The sequence below is a fragment of the Saccharothrix ecbatanensis genome, from assembly GCF_014205015.1.
GTDB classification, from domain to species: Bacteria; Actinomycetota; Actinomycetes; order Mycobacteriales; family Pseudonocardiaceae; genus Actinosynnema; species Actinosynnema ecbatanense.
Genome location: NZ_JACHMO010000001.1, coordinates 6,892,291 through 6,909,213 on the forward strand (window position 1 = coordinate 6,892,291; position 16,923 = coordinate 6,909,213).

Below are 16,923 nucleotides of genomic sequence, written 5' to 3' on the forward strand. Positions count from 1 at the left end.
TCCCCTTTTTTGGATCGGTTGCCCCAGAAGAGCAGGCTCAGGAGCTGGTGGCGGGGCCACCGGGAGGTGTTTCACCCTTTCGGGGTTGGCCACCTCCCGATGACCGGCGAGGGTCAGTTGACGACGTCGTCCACGGACGGCGACTCGGACCTCGACAGGTTGATGCCGAGGTTCGCTGCCGCGCGTTCGAGGTCTTCGTCGTCGCCGTCGCGCATCTCGATCGCGGCGCCGTCCGAAGACAGCACCTCGACGTTGAGGCACAGCGACTGGAGCTCCTTGAGCAGCACCTTGAAGGACTCCGGGATACCCGGCTCCGGGATGTTCTCGCCCTTGACGATGGCCTCGTAGACCTTCACGCGGCCGAGCACGTCGTCGGACTTGATGGTGAGCAGTTCCTGGAGGGTGTATGCGGCGCCGTACGCCTGCATCGCCCAGCACTCCATTTCACCGAAGCGCTGGCCACCGAACTGCGCCTTACCACCCAGCGGCTGCTGCGTGATCATCGAGTACGGGCCGGTCGAGCGTGCGTGGATCTTGTCGTCGACCAGGTGCAGCAGCTTCAGGATGTACATGTAGCCGACCGACACCGGGAAGGGGTACGGCTCGCCGCTGCGCCCGTCGAGGAGCACCGCCTTGCCGTTCTCCTTGACCATCCGCTCGCCGTCGCGGTTCGGGATCGTCGAGCCCAGCAGGCCCGTGATCTCGTCCTCGCGAGCGCCGTCGAAGACCGGGGTCGCGGTCTTCGTGCCAGGCTCCACGTCGTACAGGTCCGCCGGCAGGTTCTTCGCCCAGTCCGGGTCCCCGTTGATGCTCCAGCCCTGCTTGGCGATCCACCCGAGGTGGGTCTCCAACACCTGGCCGATGTTCATACGACGCGGCACACCGTGCGTGTTCAGCACGATGTCGACCGGGGTGCCGTCCTCCAGGAACGGCATGTCCTCGACCGGGAGGATCTTGCCGATGACGCCCTTGTTGCCGTGGCGGCCGGCGAGCTTGTCGCCGTCCTGGATCTTGCGCTTCTGGGCCACGTAGACGCGGACCAGCTCGTTCACGCCGGGGGGCAGCTCGTCGTCGTCCTCGCGGCTGAACACGCGGATGCCGATGACCTTGCCGTACTCGCCGTGCGGCACCTTCAGCGACGTGTCGCGCACTTCGCGCGCCTTCTCGCCGAAGATCGCGCGGAGCAGGCGCTCCTCCGGGGTCAGCTCGGTCTCGCCCTTGGGCGTGACCTTGCCGACCAGGATGTCGCCGGGCTGTACCTCGGCGCCGATCCGGATGATGCCGCGCTCGTCGAGGTCGGCCAGGACCTCCTCGGAGACGTTCGGGATGTCCCGGGTGATCTCCTCGGCGCCCAGCTTGGTGTCCCGCGCGTCGATCTCGTGCTCCTCGATGTGGATCGAGGTCAGGACGTCGTCCTGCACGAGGCGCTGCGACAGGATGATCGCGTCCTCGTAGTTGTGGCCCTCCCACGGCATGATCGCCACGAGCAGGTTCTTGCCCAGGGCCATCTCGCCGTTCTCGGTGCACGGGCCGTCGGCCAGCACCTGACCGGTCTGCACCCGGTCGCCCTCGTGCACGATGGGCTTCTGGTTGATGCAGGTGCCCTGGTTCGAGCGGCGGAACTTGTGCAGGCCGTAGGTCTGCCGCGAGCCGTCGTCGGCCATGACCGTGACGTAGTCGGCGGAGATCTCCTCGACCACACCGGTCTTCTTGGCCACCACGACGTCACCGGCGTCGACCGCGGCGCGCAACTCCATGCCGGTGCCGACCAGCGGGGACTCGCTGCGCAGCAGCGGCACCGCCTGACGCTGCATGTTCGCGCCCATCAGGGCGCGGTTCGCGTCGTCGTGCTCCAGGAACGGGATCATCGCGGTCGCGGCGGACACCATCTGCCGCGGCGAGACGTCCATGTAGTCCACGTCGGACGGGTCGATCTGCTCGACCTCGCCGCCCTTCTTGCGGACCAGGACCTTCGGCTCGAGGAAGTTGCCGTCCTCGTCGATCTTGGCGTTCGCCTGCGCCTTGACGTAGCGGTCTTCCTCGTCGGCCGTCAGGTAGTCGATCTGGTCGGTGACCCGGCCGTCGACGACCTTGCGGTACGGCGTCTCGATGAAGCCGAACGGGTTGACCCGCCCGTAGGAGGACAGCGAGCCGATCAGGCCGATGTTCGGGCCTTCCGGCGTCTCGATCGGGCACATGCGGCCGTAGTGCGACGGGTGGACGTCGCGGACCTCCATGCCGGCGCGCTCACGGGACAGACCACCCGGGCCCAGCGCGGACAGGCGGCGCTTGTGGGTCAGGCCCGCGAGCGGGTTCGTCTGGTCCATGAACTGCGACAGCTGGGAGGTGCCGAAGAACTCCTTGATCGCCGCCACCACCGGGCGGATGTTGATCAGGGTCTGCGGCGTGATGGCCTCGACGTCCTGGGTCGTCATGCGCTCGCGGACGACGCGCTCCATGCGGGACAGGCCGACCCGGATCTGGTTCTGGATCAGCTCGCCGACGGTGCGCAGGCGGCGGTTGCCGAAGTGGTCGATGTCGTCGACCTCGACGGGCACCTCGGTCTCACCGGGCTTCATCGACGTCTCACCGGCGTGCAGGCGGACCAGGTACTCGATCGTCGTGACGATGTCGTCCTCGGTCAGCACACCCGTGGAGATCGGGGAGGCCAGGCCCAGCTTCTTGTTGATCTTGTACCGGCCGACCTTCGCGAGGTCGTAGCGCTTGTCCTTGAAGAACAAGTTCTCCAGCAGCGCCTGCGCGGACTCCTTGGTCGGCGGCTCGCCCGGACGCAGCTTGCGGTAGATGTCGAGCAGTGCCTCGTCGGTGCCCGCGGTGTGGTCCTTCTCCAGCGTCGTCAGCAGCGTCTCGCTGAACGAGAAGCGCTCGCGGATCTGCTCGGTGGTCCAACCCAGGGCCTTCAGCAGCACGGTCACCGGCTGGCGGCGCTTGCGGTCGATGCGCACACCGACCGTGTCGCGCTTGTCGACGTCGAACTCCAGCCAGGCACCCCGGGACGGGATGATCTTGACGCTGAAGACGTCCTTGTCGGTCGTCTTGTCGATCGCGGTGTCGTAGTAGACGCCAGGCGAGCGGACGAGCTGGGAAACCACGACCCGCTCGGTGCCGTTGATGATGAACGTGCCCTTGTCGGTCATCATCGGGAAGTCACCCATGAACACCGTCTGGCTCTTGATCTCGCCAGTGGTGTGGTTGGTGAACTCCGCCGTGACGAACAACGGGGCGGCGTACGTCATGTCCTTGTCCTTGCACTCCTCGGTCGAGGCCTTGACCTCGTCGAAGCGCGGGTCGGAGAAGGAGAGCGACATCGAGCCGGAGAAGTCTTCGATCGGAGAGATCTCGTTCAAGACCTCTTCGAGGCCGCCCGTCGGCGCCTCGTCACCTTCGTCGACGCGACGCTGGAACCACGCCTCGTCGCCGGTGAGCCATTCGAACGACTGAATCTGCAGGTCGAGCAGGTTGGGCGTCGCAAGCGGTTCGTAGATCTTCGCGAAAGAGACTCGCTTCGGCGCTCCGGGAATCCCCGACGTGGAGTTGGTCGCAGCAGTGGCCTTGGTCGCGCGAGAGATCGCCAAGATGCGTCCTTCCAGGGACAGGTAGCTGGCTAGTCAGCGGAACTAGCACGGCTGTCAAGGGTGCGGCGATGCCCGGCAATCCAGCTCTCGGCGAAGGGCAAACGGAAAGAGGGCAGCGCAAAGGAGCAGTCTAGCCACGCGCGCGGCAACTGTCGAGAGGCACCTGGAAGGACCTTTCTCGTGCTCACCGACAGAGTGACCCCGCCGACGCCCACAGTCAAGATGCCACGCGGCGATCACTCCACTGGCGCAAACGGTGATAACGCGGAGTTACCGCTGTGACCTGCGAAAATACATGGACGTGAGCAAGCGTGAACCTTTGGCGGGTGCGCGGACCCCGAAGGGACATGTCGACGACGCCGTTCGGTTACCGGCGAAAAGTGTGTCGCAGATCACGTTGTGCTGGGGCGAAATATGGGGTTCAGAGTGCTGATCGGACGCCTGGATGCTGGTCAGTCAGCACTTGGCGGTCTCGGCCGCCTGGTCCCCGGTCTGGCCGAACATCTCCATGTTGTCGACCTTCCACCGGCCGTCGACCTTCTGCGCGCCGACCCGCATCATCGCGCTGCCGCCGCTGCTCTGGTTGTCGGTGGTGCGGAGGGCGACCTGGTCGACGAAGAGGAGAACGGTGGCGCGGTCGTCGTCGAGCGAGGTCACGCCGGTGGAGGCGACCTTCACCGTGACCACGAGCTTCTGCTCGGGAGCGAGCTTGCGGACCGGCTCGAAGATCGCGTTGTACTGGCACTGGGCCTTGCCGACCAGCAGTTCGTTGGCCGCCTTCTCGGTGGCGGAGATGTCGGCGAAGTTGTAGGAGAACGCCTTCTCCACCGCTTCGCGCGTCTGACCGGCCACCTCGGTCGTGCCGGCGCTGTCCACCAGGGCCTGGTTGTAGCGGATGCCGCCCGCCTGGCTCTGGAACCAGAGACCGAGGCCGACGAGGAGGGCTGCCAGCACGATCAGGGCGATCGGGAGGACCAGGCCGTGTCGGTCGGCGCGGTCGGCGCGGTCGGTGCGGTCGGCGCGGTCGGTGCGGTCGTCGTGGGGGTGGGCGGCGGACCTCGACTTGCCGTGCTTCGGCTTGGGGTCGGTCTGGGGGTCGGTGAGGACGCTCGGCGCGACGGCTTCGCCGGTGCGCTTGCGACGACCGGTCGGCCGTGGACGCGGCGCGGGTGCGACCAGGTCGTCCTCGGGTTCACCCAGACCCGGCTCATCCAGAGCGGGCCCATCCAGAGCGGGCTCATCCGGACCGGGCTCGATCAGGCCAGGCTCGATCAGGCCGGCCTCTTCCATCTGACGGCGCTCGGCACGCTCGCCCTCGGCCCGCAGCTCCGCGCGACGCTCGGCGCTCATCGGTTCGCCGGCCAGGTCGGTGGCGGTGGCGTCCGTGGCGTTTGCGTCCTCGACCTGCGTCAACTCGGTGTCGGTCGCAGGGTCGGTCGCAGGGTCGGTCGCAGGGTCGGCCGCAGGGTCGGCCGCAGGGTCGGCCGCAGGGTCGGTCTCAAAGCCGGTCGCAGGGTCGGTCTCACGACCGGCGAGCTCGACGGGCGTGGCCCCTGGGCGTTTGCGCAGGCCGGCGACGCGCGGCCGGGTGGTCGGGGTGGTGGGGACGGGGCGGCGGCGGGGCGGCGGTGGCACTGACGTCATCTCCTCGGGTCACGCGCCGCCGGCGGCGACTTGCCCCAGCGCGTTGAGCTTCCAACCGGCATCGGTGCGAGTCATGTCCGTCTGGAGCCGGTCGATCTTCTTCACCGCCTGCTTGCCCTCCGGCGTCATCGTGCTCTCCACCACGGCGATCAGGTGCGCCTTCCCGGCCCGCGCGTCCAACTCGGTCACCGCCGCGTCCAACACGCGGGTCACAGTCACCGTCTTGGCGTCCTGGATCTGCTTCTTGCGGATCGCCCGTTCCTCCTCGACCTCGGCGCGCAAGTCACCGGTGGACGTGTCGAGCCACCGCTCGATGTCCTCGTCGATCTTCTTGTAGTCGAACGTGGTGAAGTTCGCGATCCCGACCTGCCCCACCCGCAGCACCTCTTCCCGCTCCCGCGAGAACGCCACCGAATCGTCGGACGACGCGCTCCACCAGGACACCCCGGCCCAAACCGCGTACCCGGCGGTCAGCACCGCCAGGACCGCCGCGACCGGCAGCATCCACCGTCGAACGTCCATCCGTAACCCTCCTTCAGCCCGGCAGACCGAGCAACTGCCCCAGGCTGGTCAGCACCGGGACCTCCGCGGCCCGGCCCGTGTCCGGGTTCGCACCCGGTTCCGCACCCGGCTGCGACGTCGCGTCACCGGTCGGCGTCCCCGGCGTGCCGCCGTAAGGGGCGTTCTGGGCACCCCTCACGCTGGTGGCACTACCCCGGGCGAGCGCGCAGTAAGCCTGCGTGTTCAACCCGACCGGGGCGCTGTCGGTGCCGGCCCGGATCGGCGTCCCCTCGTAGCCGACGGTGCACGGCGGCGGGTCGAACACGTTCAGGGCCAGCCCGAAGTGCGCGCCCGTGCCGTCGCCCTTGGCCACGGTGAACCCGCCGCCGACCACGATCGGGTAGGTCACGGAGATCTGCTCCAGCCCGTCCAGCCTGGTCACCAGGATGTTCGCGGTGGTCAGCAGGTTGGCGAACACCACGCCCAGGTTGGACCCGCTCTCCTGGAGCAGCGCCGACATCTGCTCGGCGGCCTGCGGCGACACCGCGATGAGCCGCCGGATGTCGGCGTCCGAGTTCTTGAACTGCTCGGCCAGCGCCCGCAGGTCGGTGGAGAACGACCTGATCGCGCTCCCCTGCGCAGCCTGCGTGTTCAGCACGACCAGCCCGTCGTTGATCAACGCCTTGGTCTGCGGCAGGTGCTCGGTCGCCGCCTGGGTGAACGTCCTGGTGTTGTCCAGCAGCACCTGGAGGTCCGGCCCGGTCCCGTTGAACGCCAGGTCCAGCTCGTCCACCACGGTCCGCAGCGACTCCGTCGGCACCGACTTGGCGAACGAGTCGAGGTTCGTCAGCAGCGTGTCGACCGGCGGCGGCGTCCTGGTCGCCGAACGCGGGATGACCGCGCCGGCCTGCAGGTACGGCCCGCCCTCACCGCGCGGCCTCAGGTCGACGAACTGCTCGCCGACCGCGGACCGGTTGGCGACCACGGCCTCCAGGTCGGCGGGGATGTCCGGCGCGCCGGGGTCGAGGTCGAGGTCGATCTCCAGGCCGTCGGCGGTCAGCCGCATCTGCCCGACCCGGCCGACCGCCACACCGCGGTAGGTGACCTCGGCGTTGGTGAACACGCCGCCGGAGTCGGCGAGCTGCATCGTCACCACGTACCCGGTCTCGCCGAACAGCCGGCCGAGCCCGACGTACCGGGCGCCGACGTAGCTCACGCCGAGCAGCGCGATCAGCACGAACGCACCGATCTGGACCTTGATCTTGCCGGGGATCACCGCCCACCTCCGAGCAGTCCGCCGAGCACGTCACCCAGGCCCGACGACGTGCCGGACGTCCCGGGCAGGGGCAGGTTCGGCAGCGGCAACGGGAGGGACGGCGCGTGGCCGTCGATACCGGGCAGGCCGGGCACGGCGGGCAGCGGCGACTGCCGGGACCGGCCCAGGTTGTCCACGATCGTGCCCAGGTCCAGGTCCACGTCCACGTACAGGTTCGTGTAGTCGCCCCTGATGCCGTCCACCGTCGAGTCCGGGAACGGGTAGGTCAGCAGCAGTTCGAAGGCGTTCGGCAGGTTGGTGCCCGCCTCGGCGAGCTTCTGCAACGTCGGCGCCAGCGCCTTCAGGTCGGCCACCATGTCGTCCTTGGACTTGTTCACCGTGTCCACCGCGACGTCGGACAGCGCGTCCAGCGACTGGAGCAGGGTGACCAGCTGGGTGCGCTGCTCGCTGAGCACCTTCAAGCCCGGCTCCAGCCCTTCCAGCACGTCCGCGATCTGCCCGCGCTGGGCGTTCAGCGCGCCGCCGAGGCGGTTCATGCCGTCCAACGCGCGGGTGATCTCGTCCTTGTGCCCGTCCAGCTCGCCGACCAGCGTGTTCAGGTTGGTCAGCAGCGACCGGAGCTGCGGCTCGTTGCCCTCCATGGCCGCGTTCAGCTCCCGGCTGATGTCCTGGAGCTGCCCGATTCCACCGCCGTTGAGCAGCAACGACAGGGCGCCGAAGACCTCTTCGACCTCCGGGTTGCGATTTGTCCGCTCCACCGGGATGACCGAGCCCTCGCCGAGCGCGCCCTCTTCACGTCCCTCGACGGGCTCGGCCAGCTCCACGTACTTCTCGCCGAGCAGCGCGGACTGGCGCAACCGGGCGACGGAGTTGCCGGGCAGCTTCACGTCGCCGTTGACCAACACGGTCACCTCGGCGGTCCAGCCGTCGGCGGCGAGGTCGATCCGGTCCACCCGGCCGACCGGCACGTCGTTGACCTTCACGCCCGCCTGCGGCACCAGGTCGAGCACGTCCTTGAACTGGACCTTCACCTGGTACGGCCGGTCGCCGACGTCCGCGCCGCCGGGCAGCGGCATGTTGTAGACGCCGTCGAAGCCGCCCGAGCCGCAGCCGGTCAGCACTGTCAGCGCGAGGGCGCTCGCCAGGAGCACCGCGTCACGCACTCGTCGCCTCACCGGAGCAGACCTCGCTGGTGCAGACCTCACCGGAGCCGGCCTGACTGCGACACGCCTTACTGCGACACGCCTCACTGGGGCACCCCCGCGAGTGGCAAGGGCAGCGGCACTTTGCCCTGGGACAGGTCGGTCAGCACTTCGGCCGGCGTCTTCAACGGCACCGCGCCGCTCAGGATCGGCTCCAGCTGACGGCACGCGTCGGCGAGAGGGCCGGGCACGCGACCCGGCTCGACGCCCTGGATGAGCTTGCAGATCAGCACGATCGGCGGCTGGTTCAGCTCGTTGATGTCGGCACGCACGTCGAGCGTGCCGGACGCGGCGTTGTAGGCGTTCTGCACGTTGTCCAGGGCCAGCGGCGCGACGTCCAGCGCCTCGGCCAGCGAGGCGCGCTGGTCCACCAGGATCTGGGTGATGCCCGCGAGCTTGTCGACGTTCGACTTGAGCGCGGCCCGGTTGTCCTGGATGAAGCCCTGCACCTGACCCAGCGCGGTGGCCAGCTCGTTCAGCGCGCCGCCCAGGTTCTCCCGCTCGTCGGCGAGGAAACCCGCTACCTCCGCCAACTGCTGGTTGAAGTCACGCACCTGGCTGTCGTTCGCGGCGAGCATGCCGGTGAACTTCTGGAGGTTGTCCACGGTGCCGAACAGGTCGTCCTTCGAGCCGGACAGCGTGCGGGTGGCGTCACCGAGCTGCTTGATGGTGTCGCCGAGCGCCTGTCCGTTGCCCTCGAGGTTGTTCGCGGCCGAGTCGAGCAGCTCGGACAGCGCGCCGTCCTTGTTCGCGCCGTTCGGGCCGAGCGCGGTGGTCAGCTTGTTGAGGCTGTCGTACAGCTCGTCCAGCTCGACGGGGGTGGCGGTGCGCTCACGCGGGATGGTCGCGTTCTCGCCCATCTGCGGGCCGCCGGTGTAGACGGGGGCGAGCTGCACGTACCGGTCGCTGACGACGCTGGGCGCGACCACCACCGCCTGCGCGTCGGCGGGCACCTTCACCGTGCGGTCGAGCGACATCACGATCTTCACCGTCGTGCCCTGCGGCTCGACTTCCTCGATGGTGCCGACCTTCACACCGAGCACCCGCACGTCCGAGCCCGCGTACACGCCGACGGCCGCGCCGAACACCGCCGTCACCTTGCGGCTGTTGACGCCTGCGAAGATCCACCACATCGCCGCCGCGGTCACGATGGCGAGCACGCACGCGATCGCCACGGCACGGGCCAGGTCACGGCCGACTCTTGTGGTCGCCATGTCAGTTCCCACCTCCGGGCTGTGCCGGACGCTGCACGCCGGGCGGGAGGCAGCCCTCTTCGTTGAACCCGACCACGCCGAGGTCAGTCGACGGCGGCAGCAGGCCGCAGATGTACGTGTCGAACCAGCGGCCGTTGCCGAGGGTGTTGGCGAACACCCGGTAGAACGGCCCCACCAGCGCCAGGCTGCGGTCGAGCTTGTCCTGGTTGCGCTGCAACATCGTGGTCACGCGGTCCAGCTGCTCCAGCGCGGGCCGCAGCTGCGCGGAGTTGTCGGCGACCAGGCCGGACAGCTCACGGGACAGCTCACGGGTGCCGCTGAGCAGCGCCGAGATCGCGTCCCGCCGCTTGCGCAGCTCCCCGAGCAGCAGGTTGCCGTCCGCGAGCAGCTTCTCGAACTGCTCGTTGCGGTCGGCCAGGGTCTCGGTGATCTGGTTCGTGTTGGCCAACAGCCGGGCCAGCTGCTCGTCCCGCGAGGAGATCGTCTTCGACAGGGCGGACAGGCCGTCCAACGCGCCGCGGACGCTCTCCGCCGAGCCCTGGAACGTCTCCGACAGCACCTCGAAGCTGTCCGCGAGCTGCTTGGTGTCGATCTGGCCGACCGTGGACGCCAGGCCGTTGAACGCCTCCTGCACGTCGTACGGCGACAGCGTGCGCTCGCGCGGGATCGGGTCGCCGGGGTTCAGCGGCACCGACCCCTGCGGGTCCAGGGCCAGGAACTTCTGCCCGAGCAGGGTCTTGATCCGGATCGTCGCGGTGGTGCGGTCGCCCACCCACGCGTCCTTGACCTTGAACGACACCTTGACCTTGTCGCCGTCCAGCTCGACCTTGGTCACCTTGCCGACCTTCACGCCCGCCACGCGCACCTCGTTCGTCGGGATCAGGCCGGCCGCCTCGGTGAACTCGGCCGAGTACGTGGTGCCGCCGCCGATGAGCGGCAGGTCGTCCGAGTAGAAGGCGGCGAGCATCAGCAGGGCGATCACGGTCAGGCTCACCGCGCCCACGGTCACCGGGTTGCGCTGGTTCTTCACGGGCGGCACCTCGGCTGCGTGATCGGCAACGGCGTGATCGTGATCGGGTCGTTGAGGACCGGCGGCACGGACACCGTCCCGGAGCCCTCGCACAGGAAGAAGTTGAACCAGGACCCGTAGGACGCGGTCCGGGTCAGCCCTTCGAGCTTGCCGGGCAGGTTCTGGATGACGCCCTCGACGACCGCCTCGTTGTCCGCGAGCGTCTGCGACACCAGACCGAGGTTGGCGATGTTGTCCTTCAACGGCTGCCGCGCCTCTTCGAGCAGGCCCGCCGTCGTGTTGGTCAGGTCGCCCAGGGCGCTGATCGCGTCACCGATCGGCTGCCGGTCGCCCGCCAGGCCCGCCGTCAGCTCCTCCAGCGTGGTGACCAGCGTGGACACCTGGTCGGTGCGCGAGTTGACCGTGTCCAGCACCGCGTTGAGGTTGTCGATGACCTCGCCGATCACCTTGTCGCGGCCGGCCAGCGTGGACGTCAGCGACGCGGTGTGGCGGAGCAGGCTGTCGATCGTGCCGCTCTCGCCTTGGAGCACCTGGATGATCTCGTTCGACAGCTGGTTCACGTCGTCCGGGTTCAGCGCCTGGAACAGCGGCTTGAAGCCGTTGAACAGCGCGGTCAGGTCGAGCGCCGGCTTCGTGCGCTCCAACGGGATCAGGTCACCGGGCTTGAGCGGGGACGCGTCGCCGACGCCGTGCTCCAGCGCGACGTACCGCTGGCCGACGAGGTTGCGGTACTTGATCGTCGCGGTGACCGACGCGGGCAGCGTGCGCTCGCCTTCCAGCGAGAACTCCACCTCCGCCACCCGCCGGTCGACCACCCGGATCTCGTCCACCTGACCGATCCGGACGCCCGCGATGCGGATGTCGTCGCCCTTGTTGAGCGCCGTCACGTCGGTGAACCGGGCGGTGTAGGTGGTGGCGCCGTTGAAGTTCACGTTCGAGATGGTCACCGCGAGCAGCGTCGTCGCCAGGATGGTGATCGCGGCGAACACGCCCAGCTTGACCAGCGGTGCGACCAGGGACCTCATACCGTCACCTCCGCGCCCCGGTACAGCGGGCCGAGCAGCAAGGACGTGAAGCTCGGCATCTCGTTCTTCCGCATCCCGAACTGCGGCGCGAGCAGCGCGGCCAGGAAGTCCTGCTCCTCCGGCGAGTTCGCCAGCGACTGCACGCCGTGGAACGCCGACGGGGACGTCGTGCCGCCCAACGCGGTGGCAGGGGGCAGCACGCCGTCGTTCGCGGAGCGCGCGGGCGGCGGGCTCGACGTGCCGTCCTTCACCGGGCCCTCCGGCGGGTACTGCGGGAACGGGTCCGGCCGCGGCACGATGTCGTAGCAGCGCGGGCCGCGCTTGTCGGCGTACTCCGGCTCGTCCTTGCCCGGCTCGTACTTGCCGCGGTTGGCGGTGACCTCCAGCGTGATGTGCAGGCCGGGTTCGTCCGTGCCCTTGCCCCACGTCTGGTCCATGATCGGCTTGAACTCGGCCAGGCCCTTGAGCAGGCACGGGTACTGGGGCGAGTACTTCGCCATCAGCTCCAACGTCGGCCGGCTGACCTCGGCGAGCTGGATGATGTTGTTCTTGTTCACCGCGAGGAAGCTGTGCACGTCGTGCGCGGTCGTGGTCAGCGTGCCGTACATGGCGAGCAGGTTCTCCCGCTGCTCGACAAGCGTGCGGCTGGTGACAGTGGCGTCGGTGAGTGCCTGCACCAGGTCCGGCGCGGCGTCGGCGTAGACCTCCGAGACGTCCGCGAGCCGGCTGATGCCCTCCTTCAGCGCGGGCAGCTGCGGGTTGAACTCGCCCAGGTAGGCGTCCAGCTGGACCAGCGTCTCGCCGAGCGGCTTGCCCCGGTTCTCCAACGCCTGCGACAGCGCGGTCAGCGTGGTGGACAGCTTCTCCGGCTGCACCGCCTGGAGCACCGGCATCAGGTCGTCGAGCACGCGTTCCAGCTCGATCGCGCTGCTTGTGCGGTCCTGCGCGATCACGTCACCCTCGGCCAGCGGCTGTTGCCCCTGCTTCGGCAGCACCAGGTTCACGTACCGCTCGCCGAACAACGTCTTCGGCAGCAGCCGCGCGGACACGTTGGCGGGGATGTGCCGGACCTGCTCGGGGTCCAGCGCCAGGTCGAGCTCGGCGCCGTCACCCGTGGTCCGGATCGCCTTGACCTCACCGACGATCATGCCGCGGACCTTCACGTCCGAGTCCAGCTGGAGCTGGTTGCCGACCCGGTCGGTCTTCAGCGTCACCTTCACGACTTCGGTGAACGCGTCGTTGTACAGCGCCACCGTGAGGGTGAGGAAGAGGGCGATGATCGCGAGGAACGCGACGCCAAGGAGCCGGATCTTCAGCATGTCGCCGCCTCCGCTGAGAAAAGCACGTCGACCGCATTTGTCGCCGCCTCCGCTGGGAAGAACACGTCGGCGGTCATCCCGCGATCCTCACCGTCGTCGTGGTGCCCCAGATCGCCATGCTCAGGAAGAAGTCCAACAGGCTCGTCGTCACGATCGCCGTGCGCACCGCGCGGCCGACCGCGACACCCACGCCCGCCGGGCCACCGCTCGCGCGGTAGCCGTAGTAGCAGTGCGTCAGGATGATCACGACGGCGAAGACGAGCACCTTGCCGAACGACCAGAGCACGTCCACCGGGGGTAGGAACAGGTTGAAGTAGTGGTCGTACGTGCCCGCCGACTGCCCGTAGAACTGGACCGTGATCAACCTCGCCGCCAGGTACGACGTGAGCAGGCCGATCACGTACAGCGGGATGATCGCGATGAACCCGGCGATGATCCGCGTCGTGACCAGGTACGGCAGGCTGGGGATGCCCATGACCTCCAGCGCGTCGATCTCCTCGGAGATCCGCATCGCGCCGAGCTGGGCGGTGAAGCCGGAGCCGACCGTGGCGCTCAACGCGAGCCCGGCCACGAGCGGCGCGATCTCGCGGGTGTTGAAGTACGCGGACACGAAGCCCGCGAACGCCGACGTGCCGATCTGGTTCAGCGCGGTGAAGCCCTGGAGGCCGACGACCGTGCCGGTGAACACGGACAGGCCGACCATCACGCCGATCGTGCCGCCGATGACCGCCAGCGCGCCCGTGCCGAAGCTGACCTCGGCCAGCAGCCGCAGCGTCTCGCGCAGGTAGCGGGTCAGCGTGCGCGGGGTCCACGCGAGCGCGCGGATGTAGAACCACAGCTGGTCGCCGAACGTGTCCAGCATGGTGAGCGGCGCGTTGGCCACCCTGCGCAGCCGGTCGTTGATCGTGGCCATCTCAGCTCCCCTTCGCCGGGACGACCTGGAGGTAGATCGTGGTGAGCACGAAGTTCACGAAGAACAGCAGCAGGAACGTGATGACCACGGCCTGGTTGACCGCGTCGCCGACGCCCTTCGGGCCGCCCGCCGGGTTCAGGCCGCGGTAGGCGGCGACGATGCCCGCGAGGAACCCGAAGATCAGCGCCTTGATCTCGGAGATCCACAGGTCCGGCAGCTGGGCCAGGGCGCTGAAGCTCGCCAGGTACGCGCCGGGCGTGCCGTCCTGGAGGATCACGTTGAAGAAGTAGCCGCCCATCACGCCGACCACGCTGACCATGCCGTTCAGCAGCACGCTGACCAGCATCGCGGCCAGCACGCGTGGCACGACCAGGCGCTGGATCGGCGAGACGCCCAGCACCTCCATCGCGTCGATCTCCTCGCGGATCTTGCGGCTGCCCAGGTCGGCGCAGATCGCGCTGCCGCCCGCGCCGGCGATGAGCAGGGCCGTCACGATCGGGCTGGCCTGCTGGATGATCGCCAGCACGCTGGCCGCGCCGGTGAACGACTGGGCGCCGATCTGGCGGGTGAGCGAGCCGATCTGGAGCGCGATGACCGCGCCGAACGGGATCGAGACCAGGGCCGTCGGCAGCACCGTCACGCTCACCACGAACCAGCACTGCTGGATGAACTCGCGGAGCTGGAACGGGCGGCGGAACGTGAGGCGGACGACGTCGATGGCGAGCGAGAACATCCGTCCCGTCTCGCGCAGCGCGCCGGCGCCGGGGAACGTCGCCGGTGCGCTCACAGCACGCCCCCTCGCCGCGGCCACGGGCTGGGCGTCGGCGTGCCGGATGTCGTCGGACCGGCCGGGGTGACCCCGACCATGACCCGGTAGTGGCGCTGCTCGTCCGGGGTGAGGCTGGCGATGATGCCCTGCTGGGCCTCCGGCGGCAGCGTGTGCAGGATGCTCATGACCCGGTCCTTGCGCCGCCGCACCGCGCCACGCGGCGGGAGGCCGGGCGTCGGTTCCAACTGCGGCACCACGCCGCGCACGTCCTCGTCCGGCGAGCCGTCCGCGTGGCCGGCGTCGCGGTGGGCGAGTTCGGCGGCCATCGTGGCCTGGTCCTTCTCCTCCGACATGCCGATCGGACCGATGCGGCGGCCGTTGAGGAACTGCTCGACCACCGGTTCGTCGCTGGTCAGGAGGACTTCGCGGGGACCGAACATGATCAGCTCACGGCGGAAGAGCATGCCCAGGTTGTCCGGGACGGTGCGGGCCACGGTGATGTTGTGCGTGACGATCAGGATCGTGGCGTCGATCTGCGAGTTCAGGTCGATGAGGAGCTGGCTCAGGTAGGCGGTGCGGACCGGGTCGAGGCCGGAGTCCGGTTCGTCGCACAGGATGATCTCGGGGTCGAGCACCAGGGCGCGGGCCAGGCCGGCGCGCTTGCGCATACCGCCGGAGATCTCGCCGGGGAGCTTCTTCTCCGCGCCGACGAGGCCGACCATCTCCATCTTCTCCAGCACGATCCGCCGGACCTCGGCCTCCGTCTTGCGGGTGTGCTCGCGGAGCGGGAAGGCGACGTTGTCGAAGAGGTTCATCGAGCCGAAGAGCGCGCCGTCCTGGAAGAGGACGCCGAAGAGCTTCCGGATCTCGTAGAGCTTGTGCTCGGAGCAGCGGACCAGGTCCGTGCCGTTGATGATGATCTTGCCCTGCTCGGGTTTCAGCAGGCCGACCAGGGATTTCAGGAAGACGGACTTGCCGGTGCCCGACGGACCGAGCATCACGCTGACCTCGCCCGGCGGGAGGGTGAGCGTGACGTCCCGCCAGATGGTCTGCTTGCCGAAGGACTTGGTCAGGCCTTCGACGACCACCTCGACGCCCATCGCACCTCCTGGTCACCCGCATCAACGCCCAGACGCCGGGCAGGCCGGCGTCATACCGGTGCAACGAGGCTGCCCCATCCCGGTTACTCGCCAGTTGGGCTAACGCGGTCTCAGGTGAATAACGGTGCGAACAGCACGAGGGCGGGCACCCTGTGTGGGTGCCCGCCCTCGTAGCGGCGCGCGGTGTTCGGATCCCTTGCGGGATCAGATCACTTGAGCGAGATCTTGGCGCCGGCAGCCTCGAGCTTCTCCTTGGCGGCGTCGGCGACGTCCTTCGCCACGTTCTCCAGGATCGCCTTCGGAGCGGCCTCGACCAGCTCCTTGGCCTCCTTCAGGCCCAGGCCCGAGACGACCTCGCGGACGACCTTGATGACCTGGATCTTCTTGTCGCCGGCGCCCTCGAGGACGACGGTGAACTCGTCCTTCTCCTCGACCTCGGCGGCGGCCGGGCCGGCCGGGCCGGCAGCGGCAACGGCGACCGGAGCGGCGGCGGTGACCTCGAAGGTCTCCTCGAACTGCTTCACGAAGGACGACAGCTCCAGGAGCGTCATCTCCTTGAACGCGTCGAGCAGCTCGTCGGTGCTGAGCTTCGCCATGATGGCGGTCCTTTCTCTTTCAACGCCCGAACTGCGGCCGGGACGCGGATGTCTGGGGTGTGATCAGCTTTCGGCAGGAGCGTCGGACTCGGCGGCGGCAGGCGCCTCCGCGGTCTTCTTCTCCAGCAGGGCAGCGGCCAGGCGAGCGACCTGGGAAGCCGGGGCGTTGAACAGACCCGCGGCCTTGGCCAGGTTGCCCTTCATCGCGCCCGCCAGCTTGGCGAGCAGCACCTCACGGGTCTCGAGGTCCGCGATCGCGGAGACCTCTTCGACCGAGAGGGGACGGCCATCCATGTAGCCGCCCTTGATGACCAGGGCCTTGTTGTCCTTCGCGAAGTCACGCAGGGCCTTCGCCGCGTCGACCGGCTCGCCTTCGACAAAGGCGATGGCGGTCGGGCCGACGAGCAGGGCTTCGAGACCCTGGACGCCCGCGTCCTCAGCGGCACGCTTGACCAGCGTGTTCTTCGCAACGGTGTACGTGGTGCCCGCGCCGAGAGCGCGACGCAGCGTGGTGAGCTGCGCCATGGAGAGGCCGCGGTACTCGGTCACGACAGCGGCCGAGCTTCCACGGAACTTGTCCGTGAGCTCGGCGACGGCCGAAACCTTGCTGGGCTTCGCCATGATCGCCTCCTCTCTGGGCTAGTGACGCACCGGTCGAGCCGAGAGGGCCGCGCAAAGCAAAAACGCCCCAGCGCAGCAGCACGGGGCGTGACAGGCGCGCGAGCGCCTAAGTCTTCC

Annotated in this window: 14 protein-coding genes; all 14 read right to left on the minus strand. The window is 68.7% G+C overall.

Annotated elements, in window-relative coordinates; all coding sequences use genetic code 11:
- Positions 1–113: 113 nt before the first annotated feature.
- Positions 114–3,596 carry a DNA-directed RNA polymerase subunit beta gene (gene rpoB, locus F4560_RS29595; protein WP_184925530.1) on the minus strand — a complete coding sequence of 1,161 codons (3,483 nt, stop codon included), beginning with the start codon at positions 3,594–3,596 and terminating at the stop codon, positions 114–116.
- A gap of 456 nt (positions 3,597–4,052) precedes the next feature.
- Complete coding sequence (locus F4560_RS29600) at positions 4,053–5,240, minus strand: hypothetical protein (RefSeq protein ID WP_184925533.1); 1,188 nt, start codon at positions 5,238–5,240, stop codon at positions 4,053–4,055.
- A 9-nt stretch (positions 5,241–5,249) separates the two neighbouring features.
- On the minus strand, positions 5,250–5,762 hold the full coding sequence (locus F4560_RS29605; RefSeq protein WP_184925536.1) for an Rv1363c family protein: 513 nt from the start codon (positions 5,760–5,762) through the stop codon (positions 5,250–5,252).
- A 13-nt stretch (positions 5,763–5,775) separates the two neighbouring features.
- Entirely contained in the window at positions 5,776–7,017 is a 1,242-nt protein-coding gene (locus tag F4560_RS29610) for an MCE family protein (RefSeq protein ID WP_184925539.1), read from the minus strand.
- Positions 7,014–8,192: an MCE family protein gene (locus F4560_RS29615; RefSeq protein ID WP_184925542.1), complete on the minus strand. Its 1,179-nt coding sequence runs from the start codon at positions 8,190–8,192 to the stop codon at positions 7,014–7,016. The genes F4560_RS29610 and F4560_RS29615 overlap by 4 nt, the downstream gene beginning before the upstream one ends.
- 71 nt (positions 8,193–8,263) lie before the next feature.
- Positions 8,264–9,433 carry an MCE family protein gene (locus F4560_RS29625; RefSeq protein WP_184925545.1) on the minus strand — a complete coding sequence of 390 codons (1,170 nt, stop codon included), beginning with the start codon at positions 9,431–9,433 and terminating at the stop codon, positions 8,264–8,266.
- 1 nt (position 9,434) lies between these two features.
- Positions 9,435–10,463: an MCE family protein gene (locus tag F4560_RS29630; protein ID WP_184925548.1), complete on the minus strand. Its 1,029-nt coding sequence runs from the start codon at positions 10,461–10,463 to the stop codon at positions 9,435–9,437.
- On the minus strand, positions 10,460–11,488 hold the full coding sequence (locus F4560_RS29635) for an MCE family protein (protein ID WP_184925551.1): 1,029 nt from the start codon (positions 11,486–11,488) through the stop codon (positions 10,460–10,462). Before F4560_RS29635 ends, F4560_RS29630 begins: the two co-directional genes overlap by 4 nt.
- Positions 11,485–12,807 carry an MCE family protein gene (locus F4560_RS29640; protein ID WP_184925554.1) on the minus strand — a complete coding sequence of 441 codons (1,323 nt, stop codon included), beginning with the start codon at positions 12,805–12,807 and terminating at the stop codon, positions 11,485–11,487. The genes F4560_RS29635 and F4560_RS29640 overlap by 4 nt, the downstream gene beginning before the upstream one ends.
- Before the next feature lie 73 nt (positions 12,808–12,880).
- Complete coding sequence (locus F4560_RS29645) at positions 12,881–13,720, minus strand: MlaE family ABC transporter permease (RefSeq protein ID WP_184925557.1); 840 nt, start codon at positions 13,718–13,720, stop codon at positions 12,881–12,883.
- 1 nt (position 13,721) lies between these two features.
- Positions 13,722–14,453, minus strand: a complete 732-nt coding sequence (locus F4560_RS29650) for an MlaE family ABC transporter permease (protein WP_246478855.1) — start codon at positions 14,451–14,453, stop codon at positions 13,722–13,724.
- A gap of 50 nt (positions 14,454–14,503) precedes the next feature.
- On the minus strand, positions 14,504–15,589 hold the full coding sequence (locus tag F4560_RS29655) for an ABC transporter ATP-binding protein (RefSeq protein WP_184925563.1): 1,086 nt from the start codon (positions 15,587–15,589) through the stop codon (positions 14,504–14,506).
- 209 nt (positions 15,590–15,798) lie between these two features.
- Positions 15,799–16,185, minus strand: a complete 387-nt coding sequence (rplL, locus tag F4560_RS29660; protein WP_184925566.1) for a 50S ribosomal protein L7/L12 — start codon at positions 16,183–16,185, stop codon at positions 15,799–15,801.
- 63 nt (positions 16,186–16,248) lie between these two features.
- Positions 16,249–16,806 (minus strand): 50S ribosomal protein L10, encoded by a 558-nt coding sequence (rplJ, locus tag F4560_RS29665; protein ID WP_184925568.1) that lies wholly within the window; start codon positions 16,804–16,806, stop codon positions 16,249–16,251.
- Positions 16,807–16,923 lie beyond the last annotated feature (117 nt).